At 44.7% G+C, this 13,866-nt stretch carries 14 protein-coding genes and 1 rRNA gene; 12 read left to right on the plus strand and 3 right to left on the minus strand.

All coding sequences use genetic code 11. From position 1 onward, the window contains the following. The first annotated feature begins 154 nt into the window (after window positions 1–154). Complete coding sequence (dcuS, locus tag ACQCN2_RS13250) at window positions 155–1,750, plus strand: DcuS/MalK family sensor histidine kinase (RefSeq protein ID WP_426929387.1); 1,596 nt, start codon at window positions 155–157, stop codon at window positions 1,748–1,750. 5 nt (window positions 1,751–1,755) lie between these two features. Then, window positions 1,756–2,463 carry a two-component system response regulator DcuR gene (gene dcuR, locus ACQCN2_RS13255; RefSeq protein ID WP_426929388.1) on the plus strand — a complete coding sequence of 236 codons (708 nt, stop codon included), beginning with the start codon at window positions 1,756–1,758 and terminating at the stop codon, window positions 2,461–2,463. Between the two features lie 43 nt (window positions 2,464–2,506). Here dcuR and ACQCN2_RS13260 read toward each other — a convergent pair whose 3' ends face one another. Beyond that, on the minus strand, window positions 2,507–3,373 hold the full coding sequence (locus ACQCN2_RS13260) for a LysR family transcriptional regulator (protein WP_426929389.1): 867 nt from the start codon (window positions 3,371–3,373) through the stop codon (window positions 2,507–2,509). A 500-nt stretch (window positions 3,374–3,873) separates the two neighbouring features. On the opposite strand from ACQCN2_RS13260, the gene ACQCN2_RS13265 reads away from it, so the two are divergent. The 9 genes from ACQCN2_RS13265 to ACQCN2_RS13305 all read left to right on the plus strand — a co-directional run bounded on the left by ACQCN2_RS13265 (window position 3,874) and on the right by ACQCN2_RS13305 (window position 11,889). After that, entirely contained in the window at window positions 3,874–5,328 is a 1,455-nt protein-coding gene (locus ACQCN2_RS13265) for an anion permease (RefSeq protein ID WP_426929390.1), read from the plus strand. Between the two features lie 111 nt (window positions 5,329–5,439). Continuing rightward, window positions 5,440–6,285: a fumarate hydratase gene (locus ACQCN2_RS13270; protein WP_426929391.1), complete on the plus strand. Its 846-nt coding sequence runs from the start codon at window positions 5,440–5,442 to the stop codon at window positions 6,283–6,285. Between the two features lie 26 nt (window positions 6,286–6,311). Continuing rightward, on the plus strand, window positions 6,312–6,863 hold the full coding sequence (locus ACQCN2_RS13275) for a Fe-S-containing hydro-lyase (protein WP_426929416.1): 552 nt from the start codon (window positions 6,312–6,314) through the stop codon (window positions 6,861–6,863). Between the two features lie 27 nt (window positions 6,864–6,890). Next, the gene (locus tag ACQCN2_RS13280) at window positions 6,891–8,603 is read left to right on the plus strand and encodes an FAD-dependent oxidoreductase (protein WP_426929392.1); all 1,713 of its coding nucleotides are present in this window, start codon (window positions 6,891–6,893) and stop codon (window positions 8,601–8,603) included. Continuing rightward, a complete protein-coding gene (locus ACQCN2_RS13285) occupies window positions 8,603–9,559 on the plus strand; it encodes a succinate dehydrogenase/fumarate reductase iron-sulfur subunit (protein ID WP_426929393.1) in 957 nt (318 codons plus the stop codon). Before ACQCN2_RS13280 ends, ACQCN2_RS13285 begins: the two co-directional genes overlap by 1 nt. Beyond that, the gene (locus tag ACQCN2_RS13290) at window positions 9,556–10,440 is read left to right on the plus strand and encodes a CoB--CoM heterodisulfide reductase iron-sulfur subunit B family protein (RefSeq protein WP_426929394.1); all 885 of its coding nucleotides are present in this window, start codon (window positions 9,556–9,558) and stop codon (window positions 10,438–10,440) included. Before ACQCN2_RS13285 ends, ACQCN2_RS13290 begins: the two co-directional genes overlap by 4 nt. Window positions 10,441–10,482: 42 nt before the next feature. Further along, on the plus strand, window positions 10,483–10,833 hold the full coding sequence (locus tag ACQCN2_RS13295) for a molecular chaperone GrpE (protein WP_426929395.1): 351 nt from the start codon (window positions 10,483–10,485) through the stop codon (window positions 10,831–10,833). Between the two features lie 12 nt (window positions 10,834–10,845). Then, entirely contained in the window at window positions 10,846–11,112 is a 267-nt protein-coding gene (locus ACQCN2_RS13300) for a hypothetical protein (protein ID WP_426929396.1), read from the plus strand. A gap of 339 nt (window positions 11,113–11,451) precedes the next feature. Further along, window positions 11,452–11,889 carry a Dps family protein gene (locus ACQCN2_RS13305; RefSeq protein ID WP_426929397.1) on the plus strand — a complete coding sequence of 146 codons (438 nt, stop codon included), beginning with the start codon at window positions 11,452–11,454 and terminating at the stop codon, window positions 11,887–11,889. Here the strand turns inward: ACQCN2_RS13305 and ACQCN2_RS13310 are convergent. Continuing rightward, the gene (locus ACQCN2_RS13310; RefSeq protein ID WP_426929398.1) at window positions 11,886–12,188 is read right to left on the minus strand and encodes a YqzG/YhdC family protein; all 303 of its coding nucleotides are present in this window, start codon (window positions 12,186–12,188) and stop codon (window positions 11,886–11,888) included. The two genes, ACQCN2_RS13305 and ACQCN2_RS13310, sit on opposite strands and share 4 nt — an antisense overlap. Window positions 12,189–12,266: 78 nt before the next feature. Continuing rightward, a complete protein-coding gene (locus ACQCN2_RS13315; RefSeq protein ID WP_426929399.1) occupies window positions 12,267–13,025 on the minus strand; it encodes a DUF3050 domain-containing protein in 759 nt (252 codons plus the stop codon). Between the two features lie 774 nt (window positions 13,026–13,799). On the opposite strand from ACQCN2_RS13315, the gene ACQCN2_RS13320 reads away from it, so the two are divergent. Continuing rightward, window positions 13,800–13,866 (plus strand): 16S ribosomal RNA (locus ACQCN2_RS13320); the annotation flags it as partial.

Below are 13,866 nucleotides of genomic sequence, written 5' to 3' on the forward strand. Positions count from 1 at the left end.
GTAAAAAATTCTATTACATTGAACAAATTGAGAAAATCTTTCATTATAAGCCACTCCATGATCGAAAGACTTGTATAATAGAAATATTCACACCAATAATAGAATGTGTTGGATGTAAGTCAACGAACAGTCGAGAGACAGAGGGCGGGAACTAGTGAGAACAAAACCAGTATTAAGCCTGCAAACCAAAATTACCTTGCTTGTTTGTGGAGTGGTTGTGTTGGCATTGATGGTAACCAACTTCTCGATTAGCGATAAAATTACAACGATCATACAAGAGGATCAAGCGGAGAAGGCGTCAGGTATTGCGAGGACCATCGCGCATACTTCATTGATCATCGAAGCGTTGAATGGCGATAGGCCAGATAGCGATATTCAGGCTTACGCCAATGAAATCAAGCAGGCAACCAAAGTAGAATTCATCGTTGTTATGGATATGAACGGAATCAGAAAATCTCATCCCGACCCTAGTAAAGTAGGGAAGCCGTTCATCGGCGGGGATGAAAAAACGGTTTTGATGGGGAAGGAATCCGTTTCGGTGGCGCAAGGAACATTGGGAATGTCTTTGCGTGCGTTTACCCCAGTCTTTACCCCACAGGGCAAGCAGGTAGGGGCAGTTGCTGTTGGAATCTCGTTGAATAAGGTGGAGGAAGCCGTTGCGCACAGCCGATCTTCTATTTATTTAGGTATCGGGTTGGGTATCCTGGTTGGGATCTTGGGTGCCTTGATTCTCGCCAGAAAAGTTCGTGCCATTCTGTTTGGCATGGAGCCTTTTGAGATTGCGAGATTGCTAGAGGAACGCAGTGCCACACTGGAGTCAACTAGAGAAGGAATTGTGGCTGTTGACCTGGATTCGCGCATTACACTAGCGAATTGGGAGGCGATACGTCTGTTCCGTCAAGCAGGTCTCGTAGATACCCCGATTGGCAAATATGCGGATGAGTTTATTCCCAACTCTCGTTTACGCACTGTATTGGAGACGGGAGAGGCTGAATTGGATGACGAACAGGACCTTAACGGGATTACAATCCTAGTGAATCGGGTTCCCATACGAGTGAACGGGGAAATTGTTGGAGCGATTGCAACGTTCCGAGATAAAACGGAGATTAAGTTGTTGTCAGAACAGCTGACTGGTGTCAGAATGTACGCAGATGCTTTGCGTGCGCAAGCGCATGAATTCATGAATAAACTGCATGTGATTTTAGGGATGACCCAATTGGGTTTTTATGATCAGCTTCCGCAATATATTAGTGGTATCGCCCATCAACATCAGGACGAAATCGGCTACATTATGAAGCTGATTAAAGATCCGGTAATGGCGGGTTTCTTGCTTGGCAAGATGAGCAATGCCCGTGAGAGAGGAGCGGAGTTGATCGTTTCTCAAGAGACTTATTTACCCGAGGCGCAAGACCCCGAGGTTATTCATGAGCTGGTCACGATCCTTGGCAATTTGATAGACAATGCGATCGATTCCGTCCATGCAAGCAAGGATAAACGGATTACGGTTTTGCTCGCTTACGAGAATGAGCATCTGATCCTTGAAGTAAGCGACAACGGGCCAGGGATCAGTTCTCGGAACCAAGAACGGATTTATGAGAAAGGCTTTTCGACCAAAGGTACAGACCGAGGAACAGGGTTATTTCTTGTTCATCGAAGTGTTTATCATGTAAATGGCCAGATTCAACTAACCTCTCAACCGGACCAGGGAACAACCTTCAGAATAAGCTTGCCGTATAAGCGAAAGAGGTGAACGGAATGATTAAGGTCTTGATTGTGGAAGATGACCCGATGGTGGCCGAATTGAACAAGCGCTATCTGGAGCAGGTAGAGGAGATGCAACTATGCGCTGTTGCCTCCAATTCAGAAGAAGCGATGGAAATATTGAGCAATCAGGAGATTGATTTGATTTTATTAGATATCTATATGCCGGGGATGGACGGATTGGAGTTATTGTCCATGATCAGGAACTTGGACAAAAGCGTAGACGTGATTGTCATTTCAGCGGCCAGTGATATTGCCAGCATCAAGAAAGCCTTGCGTTATGGGGTCGTGGATTATTTAATCAAGCCATTTGAATTTGAACGGTTTCATGCCGCATTAACGGCCTACCGTGAGGATGTGTACCTCATGCGATCGCAGGAGGTGTTGAATCAGGAGGAACTGGACAAGCTTCTCTTTTACAAAGAAACAACTCCAGAGCAGGCGGAATTACCAAAAGGACTTACCCGCAAAACGATGGAAAAGGTGTGGAACCTGATCCAGACCTTTGCAGATCGTCAATTTACAACGGAGGAATTAGCCAATAGTCTAGGAATTTCACGAGTTTCCATGCGCAAATACTTACAGTTCCTGAATGAAATCGGAATGGTTGAATTTGAGATTACGTATGGCTCTGTTGGAAGACCGGTGTACAAGCACCGATTCATCCAAGCCAAAAGTGAATTAATCAAGCCATATCTGTAAGCGGCGAAATGCCGCTTTTTTTTATTTCCAGGCGAACAAGAATTCAGTTCCCAAAATATTGTCGGAAGAAATCAATGATGTCGAGACAATTTTGAGACAGCTGTTTATCCTTTTTCCATGCCAAACCAATCGAGAGCTGAATCGGACGTTTCAACGGAATTTTGACAATCTCATCATTGTCCTTGACCACCATGTTAATCAAAAGAGAGAGGCCAGCCCCATTGGCGACCAGAGATTTCAACGTCTCGTAGTTGTCAGTTGTAAACGCGATATTGGGAAGGTATCCATGCTGTTTGCATTCATCCACGATAATTTGGTGATGCATAAAATGATCGGATAGGAAAATGAAACGCTCATCACGTAACTGTTCCAAGGATAGTTCACGTTCACCTGCCAGGTAGTGATCATGTGGAAGACAAACCATCATGTCTTCCTGGGTGAAAGGAAGCATATTGATCGCCTCGGAATGTGGGGGAAGGATCATGAATCCAAGCTCCAATTCGTCTTTAACGAGCATCTCATGGATGGCACTTGAGCCTTTTTCACAAACGTGCAGATTGATATCAGGAAGCGCTTTTTGGAATTCGATAAACAGGTTGGGAAACAGTTGAGCCCCGATCATTGGAGGAAGCCCGAATTTCACCTTGCCGGCATTCGTATCCGTGATTTCGGTAACGGCATCCTTGACGTGCATGAGAATCGTCGCCACACGTTTGTTGAAGAGTTCTCCTTTAGGAGTGGGAGCTACTTTCTTCGTGTTCCGTCTCAGCAGCTGGACACCTAATTCCTCTTCAAGCTTGTGAATAGAGTTGGTGATTGAAGGTTGTGAGATATGCAGTTCTTCCGCAGCATGCGTGAAGTTTTTATGTTTGCAGACTACGTGGAAATACTCCAGTTGTCTAAACTCCATGCTCTTCTCCTCCTCGTAGCGTCTTTGATCTATCTGTATTGTAGAACTTTAGCTTGGAGTTAGGAGTTTAGGTAAATTAAGAAGTCGTTTTGTAATTAAAAAAAGTAGAGAAAAGAGGTTCGTCCCTTTACGCTCTGTGGAAGCTCGCAATGGAGTAGGGGAAGTCCGCTGAGCGATCACTTCCAAGGAGGCTGCAAGCGGACGAACCTCTTTTCTAGTGGGCTTACGCGAATGGTGAGAAAGTAAAAACGTTTGATCACTCTAAAACGTTTTTACTTTCTTGTAATTAAGATGAAGCAACGACGTTCATCTGAGACTGAATATTCTGCAAAATAGCCATAGACTATTACTTGATCAAAACTAGGTATTTCAGTTATTCAAAAAAACATGTGAAAATATTCACAAGAATAACAGGAGGTGAACAAGCAGAAGCTGACATAAAAGCAGCTGGCAACACCCACTTAGTTCTTAATCATTACTTTTAAAAAGAGGTGAGTAGCATGGCTAAAGCAGTACCAGTTCAACCAGGCAATCAAACGAAAGCTCCATCAGAAGTCAAATTTATTCCATTACTTGCAACAGTAGCAGTAGCTATCATTATTTGGTTTATCTCACCACCAGCAGGTCTGGACATTAAGGCTTGGCACTTGTTTGCGATCTTTGTTGCTACAATCGTAGGTTTTATCACGAAGCCCCTGCCGATGGGCGCAGTCGCTATTCTAGGTATAACAGCCACCACGTTAACAGGGACGTTGGCGTTAAAAGATTCGTTAAGCGGATTTGCAGACACCACGATCTGGCTGATTGTTATCGCCTTCTTCATTTCTCGCGGCTTCATCAAAACGGGTTTAGGCGCGCGTATCGCATACTTTTTCGTAATGAAATTCGGTAAGAAAACACTCGGACTCTCTTATTCCTTACTATTCAGTGATCTTATGCTGGCGCCTGCCATTCCAAGTAACACCGCTCGTGCAGGTGGGATTATTCTCCCAATCATTCGTTCCTTGTCAGAAACCTTTGGCTCCAAGCCAGAAGATGGTACAGAACGTAAAATCGGTTCTTTCCTGTTAAAAGTAGGGTTCCAAGGCAACATGATCACTTCCGCAATGTTTATGACAGCAATGGCGGCCAACCCGCTAATCGCTAAGCTGGCAAAAGACGTCGCAGGCATCAACATCAGCTGGACTGGTTGGGCAATCGCCGCACTTGTTCCTGGATTGATCAGCTTGCTCGTGATTCCATACTTCCTTTACAAAGTGTATCCTCCAGAAATCAAGGAAACACCGGGCGCTTCTGATATGGCCGCTAAGAAATTAAAAGAAATGGGTCCGCTCAAACGTTCTGAAATCTGTATGCTGGCCGTTTTCTTCCTGGTACTTATTCTATGGATCTTCGGAGACAGCTTGAAAATTGCGGCAACAACTACAGCATTAATCGGTTTGTCCGTCTTGCTTCTGACTCAGGTTCTTAGTTGGGATGACATAAAGAAAGAACAAGGTGCATGGGATACATTAACTTGGTTTGCCGCATTAGTTATGATGGCTACCTTCTTGAACAAATTGGGCATGATTCCTTGGTTCGCTGAAACAATGAAAGCTTCTGTAAGTGGAATGACATGGATGGCTGCACTCGCGATTCTAGCGATTGTGTACTACTATTCCCATTACTTCTTTGCAAGTTCTACAGCACATATCAGCGCGATGTATTCCGCTTTCTTGGCTGTAACGGTGGCTGCTGGAGCACCTCCAATGTTGGCTGCTTTGTTACTTGGTTTCTTCAGTAACTTGTTTGGTGCAACCACTCACTACGGTTCAGGTCCAGCTCCAGTATTCTTTGGTGCCGGTTATATTACACAAAACAAATGGTGGTCTCTTGGTTTAGGAATCTCCATTATCCATATCGTCATTTGGTTCGGTATCGGTGGTCTTTGGTGGAAAGTTCTTGGTCTCTGGTAAATCTTTGGCAGGAACATACTTGTGAAAAAATGCACAAATTTGAACAAAATGTGAACAACATACAAAAGCAACTAGATTCGGCATGCTAGAACGGATTCGGGAGGGTGCTTTATGAAAGAAATAGCAGTGGAAACAATTACGCAGACGGTTAAAGGGTTATGCATCGAGGCAGCCTGTGACTTGCCCCATGATGTAGAGGCATTATTGAGAGATGCGGTAGAGCGTGAAGAATCACAATTCGGACGGTACAGCTTGGAGAAAATCGTCAAAAACGTGGAGCTCGCTCGAAGCGAAAACGTGCCAATGTGTCAGGATACAGGAATGACCGTCATTTTTGCTGAGGTAGGACAAGACGTACACATCGTGGGCGGAAGTCTTATCGATGCCATCAATGAAGGGGTTCGCCAAGGCTATACCGAGGGCTATCTGCGCAAGTCCGTGGTGGGAGATCCTGTCCTGAACCGCAAGAATACGGGTGACAACACACCAGCGGTCATCTATACAGAGATCGTTCCAGGGGACACACTGCGAATTCAGGTTCTCCCTAAAGGAGCGGGCAGCGAGAACATGGGCGCGCTCAAAATGCTTAAGCCAGCAGAAGGACTTGAAGGGGTGAAGAAATTCATCATTCAAGCGGTTACCCAAGCGGGAGGTAATCCTTGTCCACCAGTTATTGTCGGGGTCGGGATTGGCGGAACGATGGATAAATCGACGCTTCTGGCGAAAAAAGCGTTGTCCCGTCACGCTGGAGCCCCTCATCCGAATCCGGAATACGCCGCTTTGGAAGCGGAGCTTTTAGAAGAGATCAACAAGCTGGGAATCGGCCCACAAGGCTTTGGCGGTAAGGTAACGGCTCTTGCGGTTCACATCGAAACCTATCCGACCCACATTGCTACCATGCCTGTAGCAGTATGTCTCAACTGTCACGCGGCACGTCATAAAGAGGCTCTACTATAAGAAGGGAGTGAATTGCATTGGCCACTATGAAAAAAATTACAACACCGCTTACCTACGAACAAGTAAAGGATTTAAAAGCAGGTGATCAGGTTGCGATTTCTGGAGTCATCTATACGGCAAGGGATGCAGCCCACAAACTTCTTGTAGAAGCGCTGAATGCGGGTGAAGAATTGCCAGTTGATTTTAAGGGTCAGGTCGTCTATTATGCCGGTCCTACTCCTGCCAAACCAGGCAAAGTAATCGGTTCCTGTGGGCCGACAACAAGCGGACGAATGGATTCCTATTCGCCAACGATGATGGAGCAAGGATTGCGCGGCATGATCGGAAAAGGCCCGCGCAGCAAAGAAGTTATTGAATCCATGAAGAAACATGGTGTTGTCTATTTTGCAGCCATCGGGGGTGCAGCCGCCCTTATCGCTGATTCAGTGAAAAAGGCTGAGGTCGTCGCTTTTGAAGAACTAGGTCCTGAAGCGATCCGTCGTTTGGAAGTGGAAGACTACCCCTGCATCGTTGCAATCGATTGTGAAGGCAACAATCTTTACGAGATTGGGGTTCAACAGTACAAAGTTACAGATTAACGATAGACAGAGGAGGAGGAAATTTCCATGCTAAAATACGATGTTGTCATTGTAGGAGCTGGTGGGGCGGGAATGATGGCCGCCCTGAATGCAAGTAAAGAAAAAGATGTGAAGGTAGCAGTACTTTCCAAAATCTATCCAACGCGATCCCATACAGGGGCCGCTCAGGGTGGGATTAACGCGGCAATGGGGAATCGGGACGCAACCGATTCTACGGAAAAGCATTTCCGCGATACGGTCAAGGGTAGCGACTTCCTCGCTGACCAGGATGCGGTTGAGTTCTTTACCGATAATATGCCTGCCATTATTCGAGAACTGGATTACATGGGCGTACCTTTTTCCCGTGATGAGAACGGGAATGTAGCGCAACGTCCTTTCGGTGGAGCCTCCAGTCCAAGATGCTGTTACTCCGCTGACAAAACAGGACACGTTATCCTTCATACTCTTTATGAACAGTGCCTTAAAAACAACGTAGAGTTTTTTGACGAGTGGTATCTGTTGTCACTTGCGGTAGAGAAGGGCAAGCTTGACGGTCTGGTAGCAATGGATATGAAAAGCGGTGAAATTCACGGGATCCAAGCCAAAGCTGTCGTGATCGCTTCTGGTGGATTTGGACGGATTTACTGGAGCCGAACAACCAATGCGCTCAACATGACAGGAGACGGAACAGCTGCTTGTTTTGAAGCGGGAATTCCGGTAAAAGACCCAGAGTTCGTACAATTCCACCCAACTGGTCTCGCTTCTACAGGGGTACTGTTATCAGAGGCTTGCCGTGGTGAAGGTGGTTATTTGATCAACAAAGACGGAGAGCGATTCATGGCGCGCTACGCTCCAGAAAAAATGGAGCTTGGACCGCGCGACCTCGTATCCCGTTCGATTGAAACAGAGATCAAAGAAGGCCGTGGATTTGGAGAAGGCATGCACTCTTATGTTCTGATGGATTTGCGTCATCTGGGCAAAGAGAAAATCATGGAGCGTCTGCCACAGGTTCGCGAACTGGCGATGGATTTTGAAGGCGTAGACCTCGTGACCGATCCAGTTCCAATTCGTCCAAGCTGTCACTATATGATGGGCGGCATTCACGTGACTGATTATAAAACGTGCAGTACCGCAATCGAAGGGATTCATGCGGCAGGGGAATGCAGCAGCGTATCGATCCATGGTGCGAACCGTTTGGGCGGAAACTCCGTAGCGGATGTTGTGTTCTTCGGTAAATACGCCGGTTTGGGTGCCCGCGAAACCGCACTTGGCCGTTCTTATACTGCCGGTAAAAAAGTGGAAGACCAAGCGAAACAGTGGATCAAAACCTTTGAAACCATGCGTAACAAAAAAACAGGTAAAAACAAGCTTTTCGAAATTCGTAACAAAATGGCTGAAACCATGTGGTACAACGTAGGGATTTTCCGTACTGAAAGCGAAATGCTCGAAGCGCAAAGAGTAATCGACCAATTAATTGAGGATTACAAAGACACCTACATCGGAGATTCTTCCGTCTTGTATAACACAGCATTCATCAATTATGTAGAGATCGGCAACTTGTTAAAGCTGGCGAAAGCCGTTGTTATGGGTGCCCTTAACCGGAAAGAGAGCAGGGGTTCTCACTCTCGCGGAGATTATCCAACACGTGATGATAAGAACTTCTTGAGTCATACATTGATCCACAAAGAAGGCGACAAGTACCGACTAGAATATCTTCCAGTTCGAATTACCAAATATCAACCGGAGGAGCGGAAGTACTAATGAGACAGATTACGTTTACAATCAAACGAAATGACGGAACAAAAGAGTGGGCGCAATCCTACAAGCTGCCTTATGAAAAGGGAAAAACCCTTCTCTGGGCGCTAACCAAAATTCGAGAAGAAATCGACCCGACGCTTAATTTTACCGCGGCTTGCCGCCACGCGATCTGTGGAAGCTGCGCCATTCGAGTGAACGGTAATGCTTTCTTGACTTGTAAAACATCTTTAGATGAAATCTTGGAAACCTTCCGAACCGACGATTTATCCTTTGAACCATTGGGTAATTTCAACGTTGTACGTGACTTGGTAGTCGATTGGAAACCAAAGATTCGCAAAATGAAAATCGTCAATCCTTGGCTGCACGCGGCAAAGCACGGCAACAAAAAAGATGGCTTCAAGCAATCCGAACGGGAGTTTCATAAAATTTCTTCCCCAACCGACTGTATCTTATGCGGTGTGTGTGCTTCCGAGTGTAATCAGCTTGCGGTGAACGACGGAAAATACCTAGAGCCGTTTATCTTGAACAAGGCGTACCGATTCGCGGTTGATTCTCGTACGGATACTCCTGAGGCACATATTAAGCCAGTTCTCGATCACGAACTGTGGAAATGCGTTCACTGTATGGAATGTGTGACCAAATGTCCAAAAGGTATCCATCTTGATCAGGAAATTGCTTATCTGCGTCAGGAATCGATGCGCATGGGCGAAGTGGATAACTTGGGTGCGCGTCACGCGTACGCCTTCCATGATGACGTGAAAAACAAAGGCCGTCTGAACGAAATGACGCTGCCGATTAAAACTGAGGGTATGATCAACACCATGAAAAAACGCATCCCATTTGCCATGCGGATGGTGATGAAGGGCAAGATCAATCCGCTTCATATGCCGAAAGAAATTGAAGGAATTGATGGAGTCAGAAGACTTTACAAGTTTGCCAAAGGGGTTGACAAGCCATGAGATTGAAATATGGATTTTTCCCAGGATGTACATTAGAGTCCGCCGCATCCGAATTGATGATCTCCACCAAAAAAGTTGCCGAAGCATTAGGCATTGAACTTGTAGAACTGAAAGGCTGGACCTGTTGCGGTGCCAGTCACATCCAAGACGTGGATCGATTCCTGGGTGTCTCCGTCAACGCTCGCAATATCGCCCTTGGCGAGATGCTCGATGTTCCAATTCTGACCGTTTGTAACACATGTACGCTCATGCTTCGCACAGCCAAGCAGCAAATGGACAGCGATGAGGAACTGAAGGAACAAGTGAATGAAGGGCTGCAAAAAGCGGGAGTGCAATACCGTGGTACCAGTGATGTTACGCATTTACTCTGGGCTCTGATTCGAGATTACGGATTGGAGAACCTGCGCAAAAAAGTAAAACGACCTTTAAAAGGGCTAAAAGTCGCTAACTTCTACGGTTGCCATATTACTCGTCCGCCACAAATCATGGGATTCGAAAATCACCTCAATCCGCAATCCATGGAAATGGTTGCAGAAGTTTTGGGAGCGGAAAGTGTGGATTTCGATCAGCGTTTAGCTTGCTGCGGATTCCATGCCGTTTTCCCAGCGGAAAAAGAAGTCATGGAGATGACCCGAATCAATTGTCTATCTCCGAAACACGCAGGTGCTGATTGTATCGTGACACCTTGCCCGCTGTGCCAAATGCAACTAGACATGTATCAACCAGACGCGCAAAAAGGAACCAACGAAGACATTACCATGCCGATTCTTCACTTGCCTCAAATAATTGGCTTGGCTCTGGGATTGGACCCAGAAGAGCTAGGGATTCAAAAACATATCATTGATGCGATCCCAATGCTCAAAAGATGCCTGAACGTATAAGGACCCTTTGCTAGTTCCTGCATCCAAAAAGGGGATGATGAGTTGCGATATACCTATCGGAAGTTTCAGAAGAGAGCGAAGCTAGCGGGATTTGTCGGTTCGGGCAAGCTATGGCTCATCAATCAGCATGAAGAATGGATACACGATGTATATGAAGAATGCGATATTCATCACGGAAGAATCTTCTCCCTAACCAAAGCGTTTCATCCACTTTCCACAACAATAACCGGGTATTTTCAGGATTCAGAAACCAAGAAGTGGATTCGGGTCGAGAACGGTTTGGCAGAGACCAGCGATCAACATCAAGTAGACCGAGAGGATTCGTCAGCGAATCGTGGTGGATGGATGGACAGCCTAGATGAGTTGTTGGAGTTGGAAAAGCAGAAACGCTAGGAGGCGGAGGACATGAATGAAATCAAAAGCTATCTGTATTCAAAAACAAATCCGGCAAATGAAGTAGAGCACTGGGAGATTTGTCTACACCGTGTCAAATATAACGAATTTCTGTGCATGGCCCAAGAAAGAAGAAGTCACCAGCTTATTGGATGGCTGAACTTGAGTGTCGATACCGAACTGAATGGATATTTTGAAATGGTGAAAATCATTAATACAGGTAGCAGGGAAGTATTCACAGAAGAACCGCATGTTGCTCTTTCGGCATATCCCAGCTAGTGCTGCTAGCTTGTCTTGATCATCTCAAAACCTCTTTTCTATTTTAATATGAGAGCCTCCATCACGAAGCTGGGGGCTCTTTTGCTACATACAAAGTGAATAATCAACACATTATAATTATTTTAATTACTATATTGTAATTATTATAAATATGGTTTATAATCTAAGATATCAAAGCAAACCAATCAATCCAATCTTTAATCCTATCCTACTAACCTATCTAATACATCCTAGAATAATCCTTTCGAGCTTGGCGTATTTTATCCCAGTAAGTTCTTGTTAGTCCCATTTAATAATTTAGTAACCCATTTCTATGAACAACAAGAGGAGGAAACGAGTATGAGTAAACAAATGAGCCCTGTATTGAACAAACAAATTGCCAATTGGACGGTTTTATACATCAAATTGCACAATTTCCATTGGTACGTGAAAGGTCCGCAATTCTTTACCCTTCATGTCAAATTTGAAGAGCTGTACAATGAAGCTTCCCTGCATATCGACGAGCTGGCCGAGCGTGTGCTTGCATTGGGTGGGCAACCGGTTGCCACCATGCGAGAAGCCATGGAGTTGTCTTCTGTTCAAGAAGCTAATGGTAATGAAAACTCAGAACAGATGGTCCAAGCAGTCGTAGCGGATTTCAGTCAACTCATTCAAGAGTTAAAAGAAGGCATGAGCATTGCCGATCAAGCAGACGACGAAACCACAGGCGATATGCTCTTGGCGATCCATTCCAGCTTAGAGAAACATGTGTGGATGTTGAAATCTTTCCTGGGCTAATCGTTTATCTTAATAGAGATGAGTTGCTCTGTTCTGGTATCGAATGTGATGGATACGAGCACTCCCCATTCTTTTTGATTTTGTCTTAGCCACAGGCGAAAATTTTCCCTTGATTGGTTGTTATCAAGAGACTCTCTCCCAATATGGAGATAATCAATAATCTGAGCCTGGGGATAATGTTTCTGTGTTTCATTTATGGCAAGTCGACCCCATTTTGCGTATGGTGGTTGTGCTGAAGCTGTTTGCAAGAATAAACACCAAACCATAACGACAGCTAGGAAAAGACGATGCGTGCGCATAAAGTGTAACCCCGCCTTTTTCCAGTAGTTTCACCCAAAAAAATGACCCTTATCATGTAAGGGTCATTTCGTCTTTGATTAGAGTCCTTTGGCTTGAATCTCCGCTAACACGCCATCCCACAAAAGTTTCCGCATTTGCAGTGAATCTTGAGCGGTGCGGATGGATTCTTCTTTTTTCGCGGAATCATCACCGCACAGATCATACAAAAGTCTTTGCGCAAGTGGTCCATGCTCGTCCTCATCCAGTTCGATGTGACGCTGCAGGTAATAATGAAGGCGTCCATAAGAGGAACCCTTTTTTTGCAGTGAATCCATCAACAGCTGGAACATATCAGGAATCAAGCCTTCTCTTCCAAAGAAAAAGGCAGAGGCTACTTCGTGGATTTGTCCCTTGAGGCTTAAGTCCAGATTATAGGTAACAAACTTGGCGCAAGTAGGCGGGATCAGTTCGTTCTCTAGTGCTTTCTCGTAGGGAACACCGTTTTTCAAAGCGTCAAGGAATACTTGAATCGGCGTGGCATCCGCCCCTGCTTCCGCCATTGCCTCCAAATAAAGTTGAAAATGACTAATAAACCCGCCATTTCCATCTTCATCGGACTCCTCCGCTAGCACAATCTCGTTAATAAAACGTGTGTATGTAGGATTCTCATAGGGAAGCCATGGCACATTAACAGATGTGACTGATTGTTGGAGGCGTTTGAGCAAGCACATGAAATCCCATACGGCAAACACGTGATGCTTCATTAAGACTCTGACTCGATCAGGAGTGTTAATTTCTTGATACATTGGATGAGATAATAATTCGTCGCGTACAATCTCTAATTGATTTAAATTCATACATGCCCCTCCTTATGATAAGAAATAGTGGTTTTCGAGAAGTTCTTCTACTAGATCGTATCACTCCTAAATCAAGATGTGAAATATAAAATTATTATTATGTGATGATCATTGTAAGGCCAAGTGACGCTAAGTTTAAATGGCGTCCACCATGTTTCTTTGGATTCGAGATAGCGTTCTTAAGTTTTTCGGGGCCCTCTTGATCCTTATATATTTCATTTTTATCTTTGTAGGCTGTTTTAAATACAAGAAAACCCTAAGTGCGGTTGCTTCTCATCTATATAAATACTGATGTGGGACATCATCTTTGTGGTGTGCCTATTCAGAAGAAATTCAATAACCCTTTGATATTTGATTTATAGAAAAAGCATTAGATATACTCTTGAGGTATGTTTCCTTCTGCATACTGGTTTATTTACTAGTTAATTTCCATGATTTATCATTGATTTATTGAATTCAAATATGATAGATTAAGATTCTGCCAACGATGCTTAATAGTAATCGAGTGGCTAGCATTGAAAAAAGTCTTGATTTCTTCTTGAGAGACATGCTATACTGCAATTCCGGTCATCGATAATCTCTTTGATCGAGCGGTAAATATCCTTTAAAAATAACGATTGACTTTCGAGAGTTGAGTGTGTTATGATTTAAAGGTCGTCTTACCGAGATGATTGATCGATAAACTAAATGCTCTTTGAAAACTGAACAATAAAAGTTTAGTGAATGAAACACTAGCCAAGCAAAAATGTTTTGAAGTTTAGTATCAACTCAACTTTATTGGAGAGTTTGATCCTGGCTCAGGACGAACGCTGGCGGCGTGCCTAATACATGCAAGTCGAGC

This window comes from Brevibacillus ginsengisoli, assembly GCF_050113715.1.
Lineage (GTDB): Bacteria > Bacillota > Bacilli > Brevibacillales > Brevibacillaceae > Brevibacillus_H > Brevibacillus_H ginsengisoli.